This is a genomic window from Streptomyces nigrescens, from assembly GCF_027626975.1.
GTDB lineage: Bacteria > Actinomycetota > Actinomycetes > Streptomycetales > Streptomycetaceae > Streptomyces > Streptomyces nigrescens.
This window is the reverse complement of sequence record NZ_CP114203.1, coordinates 3,589,897-3,606,008: the sequence shown is the minus strand read 5'-3', so window position 1 is coordinate 3,606,008 and position 16,112 is coordinate 3,589,897. Positions and strand designations below refer to the sequence as shown.

Annotated in this window: 15 protein-coding genes; 13 read left to right on the top strand and 2 right to left on the bottom strand. The window is 70.8% G+C overall.

Translation table 11 applies throughout. The annotated features are described in order from the left end of the window. Positions 1 to 21: 21 nt before the first annotated feature. The 5 genes from STRNI_RS16080 to STRNI_RS16060 all read left to right on the top strand — a co-directional run bounded on the left by STRNI_RS16080 (position 22) and on the right by STRNI_RS16060 (position 4,919). Positions 22 to 801 (top strand): IclR family transcriptional regulator, encoded by a 780-nt coding sequence (locus STRNI_RS16080; RefSeq protein ID WP_018089287.1) that lies wholly within the window; start codon positions 22 to 24, stop codon positions 799 to 801. Between the two features lie 5 nt (positions 802 to 806). Beyond that, positions 807 to 1,217, top strand: a complete 411-nt coding sequence (locus tag STRNI_RS16075) for a RidA family protein (RefSeq protein ID WP_018089288.1) — start codon at positions 807 to 809, stop codon at positions 1,215 to 1,217. Between the two features lie 148 nt (positions 1,218 to 1,365). Beyond that, positions 1,366 to 2,850, top strand: a complete 1,485-nt coding sequence (locus STRNI_RS16070; protein WP_277411463.1) for a GntP family permease — start codon at positions 1,366 to 1,368, stop codon at positions 2,848 to 2,850. Between the two features lie 237 nt (positions 2,851 to 3,087). Then, positions 3,088 to 4,104, top strand: coding sequence for an ATP-binding cassette domain-containing protein (locus STRNI_RS16065; protein ID WP_277411462.1), 1,017 nt, complete (start codon positions 3,088 to 3,090; stop codon positions 4,102 to 4,104). Further along, the gene (locus tag STRNI_RS16060) at positions 4,101 to 4,919 is read left to right on the top strand and encodes an ABC transporter permease (RefSeq protein WP_277411461.1); all 819 of its coding nucleotides are present in this window, start codon (positions 4,101 to 4,103) and stop codon (positions 4,917 to 4,919) included. Before STRNI_RS16065 ends, STRNI_RS16060 begins: the two co-directional genes overlap by 4 nt. 60 nt (positions 4,920 to 4,979) lie before the next feature. On the opposite strand, the gene STRNI_RS16055 is transcribed toward STRNI_RS16060, so the two are convergent. Then, positions 4,980 to 6,332 carry a M14 family metallopeptidase gene (locus tag STRNI_RS16055; RefSeq protein ID WP_277411460.1) on the bottom strand — a complete coding sequence of 451 codons (1,353 nt, stop codon included), beginning with the start codon at positions 6,330 to 6,332 and terminating at the stop codon, positions 4,980 to 4,982. Positions 6,333 to 6,581: 249 nt separating this feature from the next. Here STRNI_RS16055 and STRNI_RS16050 point away from each other — a divergent pair, with 249 nt between their 5' ends. Continuing rightward, entirely contained in the window at positions 6,582 to 7,457 is an 876-nt protein-coding gene (locus STRNI_RS16050) for a S1 family peptidase (protein ID WP_277411459.1), read from the top strand. A 99-nt stretch (positions 7,458 to 7,556) separates the two neighbouring features. On the opposite strand, the gene STRNI_RS16045 is transcribed toward STRNI_RS16050, so the two are convergent. Next, a complete protein-coding gene (locus STRNI_RS16045) occupies positions 7,557 to 8,585 on the bottom strand; it encodes a chitinase (RefSeq protein WP_277411458.1) in 1,029 nt (342 codons plus the stop codon). A gap of 351 nt (positions 8,586 to 8,936) precedes the next feature. On the opposite strand from STRNI_RS16045, the gene STRNI_RS16040 reads away from it, so the two are divergent. The 7 genes from STRNI_RS16040 (at position 8,937) to STRNI_RS16010 (ending at position 16,107) form a co-directional block, all read left to right on the top strand. Then, positions 8,937 to 10,670, top strand: coding sequence for a hypothetical protein (locus STRNI_RS16040; RefSeq protein ID WP_277411457.1), 1,734 nt, complete (start codon positions 8,937 to 8,939; stop codon positions 10,668 to 10,670). Positions 10,671 to 10,808: 138 nt separating this feature from the next. After that, positions 10,809 to 11,528, top strand: a complete 720-nt coding sequence (gene cpaB / locus STRNI_RS16035) for a Flp pilus assembly protein CpaB (protein WP_026169570.1) — start codon at positions 10,809 to 10,811, stop codon at positions 11,526 to 11,528. Positions 11,529 to 11,541: 13 nt separating this feature from the next. Beyond that, complete coding sequence (locus STRNI_RS16030) at positions 11,542 to 12,993, top strand: CpaE/TadZ family protein (RefSeq protein WP_229837989.1); 1,452 nt, start codon at positions 11,542 to 11,544, stop codon at positions 12,991 to 12,993. Between the two features lie 3 nt (positions 12,994 to 12,996). After that, positions 12,997 to 13,380 carry a TadE/TadG family type IV pilus assembly protein gene (locus STRNI_RS16025; protein WP_018089301.1) on the top strand — a complete coding sequence of 128 codons (384 nt, stop codon included), beginning with the start codon at positions 12,997 to 12,999 and terminating at the stop codon, positions 13,378 to 13,380. Beyond that, positions 13,377 to 13,829, top strand: coding sequence for a TadE/TadG family type IV pilus assembly protein (locus STRNI_RS16020; protein ID WP_018089302.1), 453 nt, complete (start codon positions 13,377 to 13,379; stop codon positions 13,827 to 13,829). Before STRNI_RS16025 ends, STRNI_RS16020 begins: the two co-directional genes overlap by 4 nt. After that, positions 13,826 to 15,166 carry a TadA family conjugal transfer-associated ATPase gene (locus tag STRNI_RS16015; RefSeq protein WP_018089303.1) on the top strand — a complete coding sequence of 447 codons (1,341 nt, stop codon included), beginning with the start codon at positions 13,826 to 13,828 and terminating at the stop codon, positions 15,164 to 15,166. The genes STRNI_RS16020 and STRNI_RS16015 overlap by 4 nt, the downstream gene beginning before the upstream one ends. After that, positions 15,163 to 16,107 carry a type II secretion system F family protein gene (locus STRNI_RS16010; protein WP_018089304.1) on the top strand — a complete coding sequence of 315 codons (945 nt, stop codon included), beginning with the start codon at positions 15,163 to 15,165 and terminating at the stop codon, positions 16,105 to 16,107. Before STRNI_RS16015 ends, STRNI_RS16010 begins: the two co-directional genes overlap by 4 nt. The last annotated feature ends 5 nt before the right edge of the window (positions 16,108 to 16,112 follow it).

The following is a 16,112-nucleotide window of genomic DNA, read 5'->3' as shown; positions in this document are numbered from 1 at the left end:
CGGGCGGAGCGAGGTGCCGGTATGAGTCAGACCGTCGACCGCGCGCTGGGCATTCTGCCGCTGCTCGCCGAGGGGCCCGCCGACCTGGGACAGGTCGCCGACCGGCTCGGCGTCCACAAGTCCACCGCTCTCCGGCTGCTGCGCACCCTCCACGAACACGGCTTCGTCTACCGCCAGTCCGACCAGCGCTACCGCCTCGGCGCCCGGCTCTTCGCGCTCGCCCAGCAGGCCGTCGAAAGCCTCGACGTACGCGAGATCGCCCACCCCCACCTCGTCGAACTCAACGAGAAATGCGGACACACCGTCCACCTCGCGGTCCACGAGGAGAACGAGGTCCTCTACATCGACAAGGTGGAGAGCCGCTACCCGGTCCGGATGTACTCCCGGATCGGCAAACCCGTCGCGATCACCGTCGCCGCGGTCGCCAAGCTGCTCCTCGCCGACCTCCCCGAACCCGAGCGCCGCGCCCTCGCCGAGAAGCTCGACTACCCCCACTACACGTCCCGTTCGACCCCGCACGCCACGGCGTTCCTCGCCGAGCTGGCCAAGGTCCGCGAACAGGGCTGGGCCACCGACCTCGGTGGCCACGAGGAGTCCATCAACTGCGTCGCGGCCCCCGTCCGCGGCGCGGACGGGCGCCTGGTCGCCGCCATGTCGGTCTCCGCGCCGAATGTCGTCGTCAGCGCCGAGGAACTCCTCAGACTGCTCCCGCTGGTCCGCCGCACCGCCGACGCCATCAGCAGGGAGTACTCCGGAACCGCCGTCCCCCCGTCAGCCACCGACCCCGCAGAGGAAGCCTGAACACCATGACCGAGAAGACCGCGCTCACCCCGGCCACCCACACCACCCCGCCCGCGAAGTTCTCCCACGGCGTCAAGAAGGGCAACCTCCTCCAGGTCGCGGGCCAGGTCGGCTTCCTCCCCGCCGTCGAGGGCCAGGCCCCCACCCCGGCCGGCCCCACCCTGCGCGAGCAGACCCTGCAGACCCTCGCCAACGTCAAGGCCATCCTCGAAGAGGGCGGCGCCAGTTGGGACGACGCGATGATGATCCGCGTCTACCTCACCGACGTGGCGCACTTCGCCGAGATGAACGAGATCTACAACGCCTACTTCGAGGAGCAGGGCCTCAAGGAGGCCCCCGCCGCCCGCACCACCGTCTACGTCGGTCTGCCCGCGGGGCTCCTCATCGAGATCGACGCCCTCGCCGTCCTGAGCTGAGCCACCCGCTGCGCCTTTAGTGAGCCACCCGCTGTGCCTTTAGTACGTCCGCACCATCCGCCGCACGGCAGGGCACCCCGCACCGCAGGGGCGCCCTGCCGCGGTCCCCCCTACCTGGAAAACCTCTGCCTGCCAACGGAGTGCCCCCATGTACCTCGCCGCCACGACCGCCGCCCCGGCCGCCCCTCCACCACCACCGCACACCGGTGGACTGCTCGCCCTGATACCGGGCACCGCGGGGCTGCTGACGGTCGCCGCCCTGGGCATCGCCCTGCTCCTCGCCCTCATCATCAAGGTCCGGCTACAGCCGTTCGTGGCGCTGCTGACGGTCTCCATCGCGGTGGGCCTCGCCGCCGGCCTCTCCGTCACCGAACTCTTCGGCACGGTCCAGAAGTCCGACGCCGTCTCGCTGATCGAGACCGGCATGGGCGGCATCCTCGGGCATGTCGCCATCATCATCGGCCTGGGCACCATGCTCGGCGCGATCCTCGAAGTCTCCGGCGGCGCCGAGGTGTTGAGCACCCGGCTGCTCCGCCTCTTCGGCGAGAAGCGCGAACCCCTCGCCATGGGCCTGACCGGCCTGATCTTCGGCATCCCCGTCTTCTTCGACGTCGGCATCTTCGTCCTCGCCCCGATCGTCTACGCGGCGGCCAAGAGGTCCGGCAAGTCGATCCTCCTCTACTGCATGCCGCTCCTGGCGGGCCTCTCCATGACGCATGCCTTCCTGCCGCCGCACCCCGGCCCGGTCGCCGCCGCCGGCCTGTTCAAGGTCGACCTGGGCTGGATCATCCTCATGGGCATCATCTGCGGCATCCCGGCCGTGCTCGCCGCCTGGGGCTACGCGGCCTGGATCGGCAAGCGCCTCTTCGTCGACGTCCCGCAGGACATGGTCGAGGCCGCCGACGAGGCCAGGGCCGCGGTCACCCGGGAAAAGGCCGCGGCCGGCCTCACGACACACGAGGAGCCGGTCTCCCTCGGCACCGTCCTCACCATCATCGGCACCCCGCTGCTCCTCATCCTCCTGGCGACCTTCTCCTCCATCGCCCTGGCCCCCTCGGACGGCCGCTCGGTGATCGAGTTCTTCGGCCACCCCTTCGTGGCCCTGTCGATCGCCCTGCTGATGTCGTACTACCTGCTGGGCATCCGCCGCGGCTGGTCCCGCAAGTCCCTGGAGACCGTCTCCACCGCGTCGTTGAAGCCGGTGGGCAACATCATCCTGGTCGTCGGCGCCGGCGGCGTCTTCGGCGCCGTCCTCAAGGGCAGCGGCGTCGCCACCGCCCTCTCCGACACCTTCCACCACGTCGGCCTCCCCGTCATCGTCCTCGCCTACCTGCTCTCCCTCGTCCTCCGCGTCGCCCAGGGCTCCGCCACGGTCGCCATCGTCACCACAGCCGGCATCGTCGTCCCCCTCGTCGAGGGCCAGGGCCTGTCCCCGGCCCAACTGGCCCTGATCATCATGGCGATCTCGGCCGGTTCGATCTTCGCCTCGCATGTGAACGACGGCGGCTTCTGGATGGTCAGCAAGTACTTCGGCATCTCGGAACGCGACACCCTGAAGTCCTGGACGGTGCTGGAATCGGTGCTGTCGGTCGCGGGGTTCGCGGTGGCGGCGCTGGTGAGCCTGGTCGTGTAGGCGCGGGTGGCGACATCGCGTGCACGTACGCCCGTGGGGCGCCCCGCATCGGGCGCCCCTCGCGGTGACATCGGGCCCGCTCCGCGCGGAGAAATCGGTTGCAACTGCTCGCGCGCCCTTGTTACCTTCGGCTGCGACATCTCACCGTAGGGTTCCGCCCTCGCCATTCAGCCTCCTTGTGTCCGGTGACACCAGGAAGGTGGGAGTCACACCACGTTCTGACAAGGGTGTGCGGCGATGGTTGTGGTTCGGCGAGCGGAAACGGCTCTGGAAGCCGTTGATCTGGTCAAGACCTACTCGGCAGGCAGGAACAAACCCCCGGTCACCGCGTTGCGGGGGCTGAGCTTTTCCGCTGCGACGGGGACCGTTTTCGGGCTGCTCGGCCCGAACGGGGCAGGCAAGTCCACCACGGTGAAGATTCTCTCCACGCTGTCCGTCGCGGACTCGGGGTCGGCACGCGTCGCAGGCTTCGACGTTGCGGCGGAGCCGGACCGGGTGCGCCAGGCGATCGGGTTCGTGGCGCAGAAGCCCGGTACGGATCCGAGGGGGACCGCGACCGAGAATCTGCTGCTCGCGGGCCGCCTCCACGGGATGTCCCGTCGTGACGCCAAGGCGCGGGCCCGTGAGCTCATCGGCAGGTTCGGCCTGGCCGACGCCGCGGACCGGCTGGTGGGTACGTACTCCGGCGGGATGGCGCGCAAGCTGGACGTCGCGCTGGGGCTGATGCACCGCCCGCAGGTGCTCTTCCTCGACGAGCCGACGACGGGTCTCGACCCCCAGGCCCGGAGCGAGATGTGGCACGAGATCGCCAGGATGGCCGGTGACGAGCAGATGACGGTGCTGCTCACCACGCACTACCTCGACGAGGCCGACCACCTCGCCGACCGGCTGGCGATCGTCGACCACGGCACAGTGGTCGCCGCGGGCACCCCGGAGGAACTCAAGAGCGAGCTGCGCGGTGACGCGGTGCAGGTCGAGCTGGCCGAGGCCGACGGCAGAGCACGCGCGGTGCTGCAACGGGTGCCGGAGCTACGCGAGATCACCATGGACGGGTGCACGGTCCGTGGCCGGACCGATAACGGCGCGCGGGCGTTGCCTCCCGTGCTGGCCGCACTCGACGACGCGGGAATCGTCGTGACCTCTGCGACGCTGGCCCGCCCTTCGCTCGATGACGTCTACCTTCAGCACACCGGCCACAGCCTTGCGGCCGCCGCCGGCGACGACGACGTGAAGGTCCTGGAGGTGGCGAAGTGAGCACGGCACACATCGAACCCGTCGGCACGCGTCCGCTGACCGTGATCACACACTCCGCGTTCCTCACCGGCCGCCTGCTGCGCGCGCTGTGGCGGATGCCCACCTTCCTCGTCATCGGGCTCGTCCAGCCGGTGATCTGGCTGCTGTTGTTCGGGCAGCTCTTCCGGTCGGTGGTGCATCTGCCCGGATTCGCGTACGGCAGCGACGGGTTCCTGACGTTCCTCACACCGGGTGTGGTGATGATGACCGCGCTGTTCGCGAGCGCGTGGGCAGGGACGACCTACCTGCAGGACATCGACCGCGGTGTGATGGACCGGCTGCTGACCTCGCCCGTCAGCCGGGGCGCCATGATGTGCGCGACCATGGCCCACCAGGCGATCCAGACCGTCATCCAGAGCCTGATCATCGTGGTCATCGCGCTGATCGCCGGCGCCCGCTTCCCCGGCGGCGTCGCCGGGGTCGGGGTCACCGTCCTGGCCGCGGTGCTGCTGACGCTGGTCTTTTCGGCACTGTCCAATGCCGTCGCCCTGCTGACCCGTCAGCAGGCGACGCTGATCGCGATCTCCCAGTTCACCACGCTGCCGCTGATGTTCCTGAGCTCTGCCGTGATGGACCTTCACCTCGCTCCGGCCTGGGTGGGGAACGTCGCCCGGTACAACCCCGTGGAATGGGCGGTCGTCGCGGCGCGGCAGGCGACGTCCGCGCCCGGTGACGGGAGCACGGTCCTGTCCTGTCTGGGACTGCTCGCGGTGGCGGTCCTCGTGATGGGCTTCCTGGCCACACGGGCCTTCCGGGCCTATCGGAAGGCGGCGTAAGGACTGGAGGAGGCGGGCCGCGACGGTGCGGCCCGCCTTTTTCGTCGGGGAAGCTGCGGGTCAGTTACCGCTGCAGTACTGCTCTTCCTTGCCGATCGCGCGGTAGACGCAGTCGGCGGTTTCCAGGAGTTGCAGTACCGCTTCCCGGTTCCGTGCGGTCTCCTTCGGGATCACCGAGTCCTTCGGGTAGAAGCCGCCGGAGCCGAATGAGGACGGGTACATCTCGAAGGTGTAGGCGAAGATCTTCTGGTCGCCCCACAGCCAGTCGTCGATCGAGCCGTCGGTGATGTACAGGTCGCTGGACTGTTCGGGGGTGTAGCCGTTGGTGGCGGCCATGTTCTTGCCGATGGTGGCGAAGGCGTCGTGGTCGTCCTGGGTCATACCGGGGCCGGTGTCGTCGTTGGTGAAGCCGAAGGGCCAGAGGACCAGTTCGCTGTAGGTGTGGAAGTCGATGGCGGCCTTGATCTGCTGTTTGCCGCCCACGTTGCGGCCGTGGACGAACTTCGAGACGACCTGGACCTCGGGGGCCGAGGCGGGGGACTTGCCTCGGTAGGTCTCGGAGGAGGGGCTGGAGGAAGAGCCGCCGCAGCAGCCCCACTTGAAGTCCCAGTTGCGGTTGAGGTCGGTGCCGACGCCGCTCGATCCGGCGTTGGGCTGGCGGTTCTTGCGCCAGCTCCGGAATTGGCCGGAGGCGATGTCGTACTCGCCGCCGTCCGGGTTCAGATCCGGGATGATCCAGATCTCGCGGGAGTCGAGCATCTTGGTGACGCGGGAGTCGCTGCCGTATTTCGAGGTGAACTCCTTGAGGAGGTAGAGGGACATCTCGACCGTGAGGTGTTCCCGGGCGTGCTGGTGGGCGGTGAAGAGGACCTCGGGCTCCTGCTCGTCCTTGGTGACGTTCTTGCTGAGTTTGAGGGCGAGGATGTTGCGGCCCTCGTGGGAGGTGCCGATGACCTGCTTGCTGAGGATCTCCGGGTACTTGGCGACGAGGGCGTCGATCTCCTTCGTGGCCTCGTCGTAGGTGTGGTAGTTCGCGTAGCCGGCCGGGAAGTCCTTGACGCGGGGTTTGTGGGGAGCCGTGGTGGCGAAGCCGGGCGGGTCGGGCAACTTGCGGAGGGCGTAGCCGAGTTCGTGGACCGTGGCGGCCTGGGAGCGGGTCGCGGTGATGACGACCGCGCGGGTGTGGACCTCGTCGATGCTGACGCCGGTCGCGAGGAGGGCGGTGCGCTCGGCGCGGGTGGCGGGGCCGGTCACCTCGTACTGGTGGGGGAGTTCGGCATGCCGCGCGGCGCCGGTGGTGGACCCGGGGGAGGGGGCGTCCTGTGCCTGGGCGGCGGCGATCGGGGCGGCGAGCGTGAGGGAGAGGAGTGCGGCGAGGACAGTGGTGCGTCCACCGCGGATACGTGGTCGCATGCGGTCTCCTGTGGGGTGTGAGGCGAAGCGACGGCGTCAGTGTTCGGCTGTTGGCATGGCCGGGTCAAGACGTCGGACGGTCATATGTGGGGCGCACGGGAATCGGCCACCGGAAAGTGGCGAATCCCTCAACTTCCTCCTGAGGGACGGAAATTGATTGCCAGGCGCTGCGGAGTCGCCAACAATGCGCACGACAAAACCGAAGGTCCGCATAAGGACTTCGGTGACAGACGCTGAGAGGACCCCCACATGAATCGACCTCTCGTCGGCACCCTGGCCACGGCCGCACTGGGCGCCGCAACCCTGTTGGGCACCGTCGGAACGGCACACGCCGCGCCGCAGGACGGTGTCCAGCGCCCCGCACACAAGAAGACCAAGGCGGTGGACTTCGCCGGCAGTGTCGCGCTGAGCAACTGCTCCGGCTCGGTCGTCCGGATGCCCGGCTCGAAGCCGGAGGACCCGGCACTGGTGATGTCCAACGGCCACTGCCTGGAAGGCGGTATGCCCGGCGCCGGCGAGGTCGTCGTCGACAAGCCGTCCAGCCGCAGCTTCACCCTGCTGGACAAGTCGGCCGGCAAGCTGGGCACGATCAAGGCCACCAAGGTCGCCTACGCCACGATGACCGACACCGATGTCTCGCTCTACGAGACCGGCTCGACCTACGCCGAGATCGAGAAGAAGTACAAGATCAAGCCGTTGGAGCTGGCCACCGAGCACCCGGCCAAGGGCGCGAAGATCAGCATCGTCTCCGGCTACTGGAAGAAGATCTACTCCTGCGGCATCGACGGGTTCGCCTCCACCCTCAAGGAGGGCGAGTGGACCTGGAAGGACTCGGTCCGCTACACCCCGGAGTGCCAGATCATCGGCGGCACGTCCGGATCCCCGGTGGTCGACACCGCGACCGGCAAGGTCACGGCCGTCAACAACACCACCAATGAGAGTGGCGAGGAGTGCACCCTCAACAACCCCTGTGAGGTGGACGAGAACGGCAAGACCACGGTGCGCAAGGGCATCGGCTACGCCCAGGAGACGTACCAGATACCGAAGTGCTTCGGCGACGGCAACAAGCTGGACCTGAACGCCGAGGGCTGTGTGCTGCCGAAGCCGCAGGCCACGCGCCGGTGAGCTGAGGCGGAAGCCGCACCCCAGGTCCCGTGCACGAGGTGCGCGGGGCCTGGGGGCGGGGCCGGCGTCCGGCCGCTGACGGGGAGGGCCCGGGGAGTGTTACGGGAGGCCGTGGACGTGTGCGCCCACCTGGCTCGCGAAGGCATTGCCGTTGGCCGCGTCCCAGTTGGTGGACCAGGTCATGGCGCCGCGGAGCCCCGGATAGGTCCGGGACGGCTTGAAGGAGCCGCAGTTGCTGCCCCGGGTGAGGCAGTCCAGGGCGGCGTTGACGACGGACGGGGCGACATGCCCGCCGCCGGCCGCGCGGGCGGAGGCCGGTACCCCGATGCCGACCTGGGACGGATCGAGCCCGCCCTCCAGCTGGATACAGGCGAGCGCGGTCAGGAAGTCGACCGTGCCCTGGGAGTAGACCTTGCCGTCGCAGCCGTTCATCGAACCGCTGTTGTAGTACTGCATGTTGACGGCGGTCAGGAAGTCCTTGATGCCGAGCGCCGTCTTGAAGTACTCGTTCTGCGGTGACTGCATGTCGATGGTCTGCGGGGCCATGGTCACCACGACATCGCCGTGCCGGTCGTGCACGGACTTGAGCGCCTGTGTCATGTAGGCCGAGTGGAGGCCGTTCTCCAGGTCGATGTCGACGCCGTTGAAGCCGTACTCGTCCATCAGGCCGCTGACGGAGTCGGCGAAGTTCTTCGCGGAGGCGGCGTCGCTGACCGACACCGCGCCCCTCTCGCCGCCGACGGAGAGGATCACCGACTTCCCGGCCGCCTGCTTCGCCTTGATATCTGCCTTGAATTCGTCGGTGGAGCCGTAGCCGACGGCCGGGTCGAGGCGGAAGGTGACGGCGCCGGGCTGTCCGGTGGCGTCGGCGAACGAGACCGCGATGATGTCGTAGGCGTCGTCGACGTCCTTGAGTTTCTGCACCGTGGCGCCGTTGTCGAAGTTCTGCCAGTAGCCGGTGACGGCGTGCCGGGGGACGGCGGCGGTGGGTGCGGCGGGGGCCGAGGAGGTCGCGGGGTCCGGGGAGCGGGTTCCGGCCGCCTGCGCGGTACCCGTCCCGACGATGCCGGCCGAGGCCAGCACCGCGGCGGTGAGTCCGGCGAGCAGCCTCGCCGGCAGTCCGGTCATCGGTCTGGTCTTCGGTCTTCCTGATCGTGCGCGAACCACGACTGCCTCCGGATGTGGGGGAGTTGGGGGGTGTGCGGACGCGTGTTGAGGGGCCCCTGTACGTGCCGTACAACGTGGTCCAGACCAATCGCTCTGTCAAGAGTCCTGTCGGAAGCGGATGTTCCTCTGCGGGACGCTTGGCCGGTATACGCCATTTCCCTGCGGGGTGATGGTCATGACGAGTAGCCCAGAACGTGTTCTCTGGGACGTATCTCTGTGGATAAAGTGCTGAGCGAATGGCGCCGATGGCGCAGAGCTGTGCCGATCCGCGGTCCCGGGACCCCCGGCGGCCGGAGGGAGTGGGGGAGCGACGTGCCGACCGCGATTGCAGTCACCAGCCCTGACCTCGCGCTGCCTGCGACTGACCGGCAGACCCCCGCCGCCGTCGTCGTCCAGGCTCCGCATCTCCAGCCACTGGACGACGCCCTGACGGAGACCAGCGCGATACTGGAGCACCACGGCCATCTCGTCGTGCTGTACTCCTCCGTCTGCCCGCCGGAACACATCCGCCGGCTGCACACCCTGCGCGCCGTCCTGGAGAGCGACCGGATCGCCATCGTGCCGCTGTCCCTGCCGCCGCTGGGGGTGGCCTTACTGGCCCGGCAGCTGCGGCAGTTGTCGCTGTGCGACTTCAGCCCCGGGGTGCTGGCCAGCGCGGCCCGGCTGCTGACCCACTACATTCACGCCGGTGCCCTGCTGGGCAGCGTCAACGGCCTGGACCGGGTCGAGGTCGATCTCCGGGCCCATATGAAGTCCTGGCTGCCCGGCGCGCATTTCGCGGTGCTGGCCCATCCCCAGCCGCAGTTGCTGCATCTGGACCGGCACAGCACCGAGGCCGGACTGCCGGCGCCCGGGTTCGCCACCCAGCTCGCGGTCGCCCGCGGTCAGCTCACCTCGGAGTGGGTGACCGGTGCGCTCGCCCCGGCCTGGCAGGTGCAGGGGGTCCACGAGGCCCGGCTGCCCGCCGAGTCCGCCCGGTGGTGGGGCACACAGAAGCTGATCGAATTCGCGGCGGCCATACCGGATGTGTCGGTCCTCTATCAGCTGGTGGCCTCCGTACGCCGCGAGGAGTGCGGCTGGTGCGGGCTGGAACTCCTCGGCGACCGCTGCGCGTTCTGCGCGGCCCCACTGGCGAGGGAACGGGCGACGGGGGGTGGCGGCTCGGGCCAGGGGCCGACGGCCATAGGGGCCCCTGCATCCCCTGCGGTGCGGGCCGCCGCCCACGCTCCGGGGGCGGCCGGGGCCGGTGCTTCCGCTGCTGCCCCGGCTTCGGGCGTTGCTCCGGCTCCGGGCGCGGGGGCGTCTCCGGGTGCTGTGGCGTCTCCGGGCGTCGTGGCGTCTCCTGGTGCCGCGCCTGTGCCCTCGCCCGCTCCGGCTCCGGTTCCGGCCGCCGGTCAGGGCCCGGGGCAGGCACAAAGCCAGGGACAGACCCAAAGCCCGGAACAGGCCCGCGGCCAGGCTCAGTCTGCCGCGCCCTCGTCCACTCCGGCCCCGGCCCCGGTGGCCACTCCAACCCCGGCCCAGGTGTCCACTCCGGCCCCGGCCGCCCCGGCATCCACTCCGGCCCCGGCCCAGCCGTCTACTCCCGCCCCGCCCCCACCCCCCGGCATCTCCGGTGAGCCCGCGTCCTCCTCCGCCTCGCCGCCGGCTGGGCAGCCTGCCTCGCCGTGGGGCGAGCGCGACCTGGCGCCGGTGGTGCCGCCGTCGGGAGTGCCTGGTGTGCCGGATGCGCCCGGTGTGGTGGGCGTATGGGGCGGCCGCCCCGGTGGCTGTGGTGAATCCGGGCAACTGGACGTACGCGGACCGGATCTCGCGGCGGGCGGCCCGGCGGTGCCGGGGAACCCGTACGGGTCCGGCCGCCCGGTGCCGGGAAACCCCTATGCGACCGACGCGCCCCACGTCTCCGGCCAGTGGGAGCTGCCCGGCCACCCCGACTTCGCCGGCCACCCCGATTTCACCGGTCACTCCGATGTCGCCGGTCATCCGGATCTTCCCGGTCACCCGGACGTCCCCGGTACCCCGCGGACGGTGGCCCGCGTGCGCTGAGCCCGAACGGGCCGCCGTGGCCCCGCCCCGCAGGCCGTCCCCGCAGGCCGTCCCCGCCGGGTGGTCCCGCCCGGTGACCGCCCGCCCCCTGTCCGCCCGCCCGTCCCTTCTCCCCGTCCCGATCGAGGTCCCTCCCCCATGAACTCACGCCAGCGCCGCGGAGTGATCCTGCTGCTCCTGTCGGTTCTCTGTGCGGTCGGCGCGTTCGTCGGCGTGCTGTCGGTGATCAAGAACGTCGAATCCAAGGTCGGACCCGAGAAGACCGCGTACCGGTTGAAGACGGATGTCGCGGCCTATAAAGAGCTGGATCCTGGGCAGTTCGAAAGGGTGACGATGCCGCAGCGGTGGCTGCCGCCCACCGCCGTGACCGACCTGGACCAGGTCAGCGGCAGGATCGCGGTGACCCCGCTGAAGAAGGGTTCGCTGCTGCAGGACGACATGATCGTCGAGCGGCCCGCGCTGAAGGCGGGGCAGCAGGAGATCGCCATCATGATCGATGCCGCCACCGGTGTGGCCGGCAAGATCAACCCCGGTGCCCGGGTGAACATCTACGCCACCTTCGAGGGCAAGCGCCCCGAGGACAAGCCGGTCTCCAAGGTCATCGTCGCGGGCGCCCAGGTCATCGACGTCGGCAAGCTGACGCCCCTGGAGGCCAAGGACCCCGGGGACACCACCGCCAACAGCCGGCAGGCCGGTGAGGCCGTCCCGATCACCTTCGCGCTGAACACCCAGGACGCCCAACGGGTCGCGTACGCCGAGTCCTTCGCCTCCCACGTACGGCTCGCCCTGCTCGCCCCCGGTGACGGGACCGCCATCCCGCCCGGCCAGCGCAGCTACACCCTCGACGGCGACAAGTGACCCGGAGCCTCAGGTGACCATCCGCATCCTCCCGGCCATCGGCGACCCCGATGCCGCACGCGCCGTGTCCTCGCTGCTCCACCAGCTGCCGGACGCCGAACCCGCTCCCGCGGTCGCCGACTCCGCCGCGCTGCTCCACGCGCTGGCCGGCGCCGCCGCCCAGGGGGCCGGCGCTCCGGCCGCGGGTGCCCCGCCCGCCGCGGGCCAGCCGTCCGCCGTGGAGGCGCTGCCCGAGGTCGTGCTCGTCCATGAGCGGATCGGTCCGACGCCGGCGCTGGAGCTGATCCGTGAGGTGGCCCTGCGCTTCCCGGCCGTCGGCGTCGTCCTGATCACCACGGACGCCGGGCCCGCGCTGTTCTCCGCGGCGATGGACGCCGGTGCCCGCGGCATCGTCGGGATGCCGCTCGGCTACGACGAGCTGGCCGCCCGGGTGCAGGCCGCCGCCCAGTGGTCGGCGGGCGTACGGGTCCACCTAGGGGGGAGCCCGGAGGCGGTGCCCGGGCCGGCCGGCACGCTGGTGACGGTGACGGGCGCCAAGGGCGGCGTCGGCACCACCGTCACCGCCGTACAACTGGCGCTGGCGGCGCGGGCCGCGGGCCGCAGTGTCGCGCTGGTGGACCTGGATCTGCAGTCCGGTGACGTGGCCTCCTATCTGGACGTCCAGTTCCGCCGCTCGGTGGTCGATCTGGCGGGCATTCACGACATCTCCGTACGGGTCCTCCAGGACGCCGTGCACGACCACCACACGGGCCTCGGGCTGCTGCTGGCGCCCGAGGAGGGCGAACGCGGTGAGGAGGTCGACGACCGGGCGGCCCGCCAGATCATCGGCGCGCTGCGCTCCCGCTACGAAGTGGTGCTGGTCGACTGCGGCTCCCAGATGCAGTCCGCCAACGCCGCGGCCGTCGAACTCGCCGATCTGGCCCTGCTGGTGACCACTCCGGACGTGGTGGCCGTACGGGCCGCCAAGCGGCAGGTCCGACTGTGGGACCGGCTGCAGATCCGTAAGGCGGAGGACACCACGACGGTGGTCAACCGCCTCACCCGGAACACCGAGATCCAGCCGCCGCTGGTCGCCAAGGCCACCGGCACCCAGGTCGCCCGGACCCACGTACCGGCCGCCTTCAAGGAGCTCCAGCCCTGTGTCGACGCGGGCCGGATGCAGGATCTGGACAACCGGTCCACGGTCAAGCAGGCACTGTGCGCGCTGGCCGGCGAACTCGGTCTGGTCGACTCGCCGGCCGCGCGGCAGGGCCGCGGCAGCCACCGGGCCCGCCCGACGCTGACGGGGCGCAAGCGCAAGGCCATAACGCCGGGGGCGGCTCCCGGTTCCGGGGGAGTTCCGGGTCAGGCACCGGGGGCGGCCTCCGGGGCGGGTCCGGGCTCCGGTACCCGGTTCGGCGTGCGGCGGGGTCCCGCGGCGGCGGCCGGCGGCCAGGGGCCGTTCGACCCGTCCGGCGAGGGCTGAGCGGTGCGGCGCCCGCTGGGCGGTGACGACCGGGGGCAGGTGGCCGTGGAGTTCATGGGGCTGCTCCCGCTGATCCTGCTGGTCCTCGCCCTGCTCTGGCAGTTGGTGCTGGTCGGGTACACCTACTCGCTCGCCGCGCACTCCGCCGACCGCGGCGCACGGGCCGCCACCGCCACCGAGGGCGGCGGCGCGGGCGCCTGCCGCACCGCCGCCGAGGACGAGCTGCCCGGCTCCTGGCGCGCGGGCGCCTCGACCTCCTGCGGAACGGAGTCGGGCCTGTGGAAGGCAACGGTCCGGATCAAGGTCCCGGTGCTCTTCCCCGGCGCGGGCAGCTACCCGTGGACGGTCACCGGCTCGGCCGGCGCTGCGAAGGAGGACACCGGATGAGCGCTGTACGCCTTCCCGCCCGGCTGCGCGGCCACGGCCGCGACCGGGGCCAGGTCTCCATCGAATTCCTCGGCTTCCTGCCGATCCTGCTGGTCGTCGGGCTGGCCGTGGTCCAGCTCGGTCTGGCGGCCTACACCGTCCAGCAGGCCGGGACCGGAGCGCGCGCCGCGGCCCGTACCGCCTCGATGGACGAGGCCGACCGGGAGGCCGGCCCGCAGGACGCCGGCCGGTCCGCGATGAGCGGCTGGGTCGCGGACGGCGCGACGATCTCGGTGGGCGGCGGGGGCGACGAGGTCAGCGCGACGGCGCGGGTACCGATCCCCTCGATCATCCCCGGCGTCGACAACTTCGGCACCGCCAGCCGCACCGCCACCATGCCCCGCCCGCAGGAACCCGGCGCCCTGGGTCTCCGGGCCGCGGACACGTACGAAGGAGCACCCCCGCGATGAGCCTGAAAGCCCGGATCGTCGCACCCGAGCCGGCCGGTGAGGCGCGCGAGGACAGCCATATGGTCGCCGTCTACCGCGCCAAGCTGCTCGAAGAGATCGACCTCGCCGAGATGTCCTCGCTGGCCGCGGCCGAGCGCCGCTCGCGGCTGGAACGCGTACTGGGCCACATCATCAGCCGCGAGGGCCCGGTGCTCTCCACCGCCGAACGCTCCCAGCTCATCCGCCGGGTGGTGGACGAGGCGCTGGGCCTGGGAGTGCTGGAGCCGCTGCTGGAAGACGCCTCGATCACCGAGATCATGGTCAACGGCCCGGACCAGGTGTACGTCGAGCGGGCCGGCCGGGTCGAGCTGCTGCCCGTGCGCTTCGCCTCGCACGAGCAGCTGATGCAGACCATCGAGCGGATCGTGTCCACCGTCAACCGCCGGGTCGACGAGTCCAATCCGATGGTCGACGCCCGGCTCCCGTCCGGCGAACGCGTCAATGTCATCATCCCGCCGCTCGCGCTGAACGGCGCCACCCTCACCATCCGCCGCTTCCCGCGCGCCTACACCCTCGCCGAACTCATCGGCATGGGCACGCTCGACGAGCAGATGCTGATGCTGCTGGCGGGGCTGGTGCGGGCCAAGTTCAACGTGGTGGTCTCCGGTGCCACCGGTGCGGGCAAGACCACGCTCCTCAACGCGCTGTCCGGTCTGATCCCGGACGGGGAGCGGATCATCACCGTCGAGGACGCCGCCGAACTCCAGCTCCAGCAGAGCCATGTCATCCGGCTGGAGTCCCGGCCGCCCAACGTCGAGGGCAAGGGCCGGATCACCATCCGCGACCTGGTCCGCAACTCCCTGCGGATGCGCCCCGACCGGATCATCGTCGGCGAGGTGCGCGGCGGCGAGACCCTCGACATGCTCCAGGCGATGTCGACCGGCCACGACGGCTCGCTGGCCACCGTGCACGCCAACAGCGCCGAGGACGCCCTGATGCGGCTGCAGACCCTGGCGTCCATGTCCGACGTCAAGATCCCCTTCGAGGCGCTGCGGGACCAGATCAACAGCGCCGTCGACTGCCTGGTCCAGCTCACCCGGCACGCCGACGGCTCCCGCCGGATCAGCGAGATCGCCATCCTCGACTCCCGCGGCCACGAGGACTACCGGATCGCCACGGTCTGCCGCTTCGACGCCGAGCCGATGGGCGCGGACCGCATCGTGCACGGCCGCTTCCGCTACTTCCCGCTGCCCCGCCGGGTCGCCGAACGCCTCTTCATGGCGAGCGAGCCCACCCCGCCCGCCTTCGGCGTCGCCACCCACGACGACCAACTCGCCACCCGGAAGGCCCTCTCATGACCGGCGGGAACCCCCTCGCCCTGCTCGCCATCGGCGCCACGCTGCTGTGCGGGCTGCTCGCGATCGCCGGCGCCCGGACGTACGCGGCCGGGCGCGCCCAGCGGCAGGCCGTCGTCGACCGGCTGGCCGACGAGCGCGGGCTGCCGGCGACCGGGCGCCGCCGCTTCCCGTCCGTCGACCGGGCGCTGCGCGGCACCCGCTTCGGCCGCCGCCTCGAACTGCGGCTCACCGCCACCGGCCTGGACGTCACCCCCGGCGAGTTCGTCGTCTATCTGCTCGGCGCGATCCTCGCGCTGTGGCTGGTCGCGCAGGCCACCCTCGCCCCGTTCTTCGGCCCGATCGCCGCACTGGTCGCCATCTGGGCGGCGTTCGCCTTCCTCAACTGGCAGCGGCAGAAGCGCATCGAGAAGTTCATCAACCAGCTGCCCGAGCTCTCCCGGATCCTCGCCAACGCCACCCAGGCCGGGCTCGCGCTGCGGACGGCCCTGGGCATGGCGGCCGAGGAGCTGGAGGCCCCGGCCGGTGAGGAGCTGGCCAAGGTCTCCGACAAGCTCTCCGTCGGCCACTCCATCGACGAGGCACTCGGCGAGCTGGCCGAACGCCTCCCGTCCCGCGAACTCGTCGTGCTCGTCACCACGCTGGTGCTCGCCAACCGCGCCGGAGGCACCGTCGTCGGCTCGCTGCGCAACCTCACCAAGACCCTGGAGGAGCGCAAGGAGACCCGCCGGGAGGTCCGCACCCAGCTCTCCCAGGTCGTGGTCACCGCCTATGTCGTCCCGCTGCTCGGGATCGGCACCCTGCTGCTGATGAACCGGATCGCGCCGGGCGCCATCGACCGGATGACCTCCTCCTTCCTCGGCCAGCTCGCGGTCGTGGTGGCCTTCGCCCTCTACGGCCTCGGGTTCTTCTTCATCCGCCGCCTCTCCAAGATCGACGTCTAGGTATC

What these genes read in the sequence shown, in the direction of transcription:
- STRNI_RS16080 (WP_018089287.1), top strand. Translation starts at nt 22, where the DNA reads ATGAGTCAGACCGTCGACCGCGCGCTGGGCATTCTGCCGCTGCTCGCC.
- STRNI_RS16075 (WP_018089288.1), top strand. Translation starts at nt 807, where the DNA reads ATGACCGAGAAGACCGCGCTCACCCCGGCCACCCACACCACCCCGCCC.
- STRNI_RS16070 (WP_277411463.1), top strand. Translation starts at nt 1,366, where the DNA reads ATGTACCTCGCCGCCACGACCGCCGCCCCGGCCGCCCCTCCACCACCA.
- STRNI_RS16065 (WP_277411462.1), top strand. Translation starts at nt 3,088, where the DNA reads ATGGTTGTGGTTCGGCGAGCGGAAACGGCTCTGGAAGCCGTTGATCTG.
- STRNI_RS16055 (WP_277411460.1), bottom strand. Translation starts at nt 6,332, where the DNA reads ATGCGACCACGTATCCGCGGTGGACGCACCACTGTCCTCGCCGCACTC.
- STRNI_RS16050 (WP_277411459.1), top strand. Translation starts at nt 6,582, where the DNA reads ATGAATCGACCTCTCGTCGGCACCCTGGCCACGGCCGCACTGGGCGCC.
- STRNI_RS16045 (WP_277411458.1), bottom strand. Translation starts at nt 8,585, where the DNA reads ATGACCGGACTGCCGGCGAGGCTGCTCGCCGGACTCACCGCCGCGGTG.
- cpaB (WP_026169570.1), top strand. Translation starts at nt 10,809, where the DNA reads ATGAACTCACGCCAGCGCCGCGGAGTGATCCTGCTGCTCCTGTCGGTT.
- STRNI_RS16020 (WP_018089302.1), top strand. Translation starts at nt 13,377, where the DNA reads ATGAGCGCTGTACGCCTTCCCGCCCGGCTGCGCGGCCACGGCCGCGAC.
- STRNI_RS16015 (WP_018089303.1), top strand. Translation starts at nt 13,826, where the DNA reads ATGAGCCTGAAAGCCCGGATCGTCGCACCCGAGCCGGCCGGTGAGGCG.
- STRNI_RS16010 (WP_018089304.1), top strand. Translation starts at nt 15,163, where the DNA reads ATGACCGGCGGGAACCCCCTCGCCCTGCTCGCCATCGGCGCCACGCTG.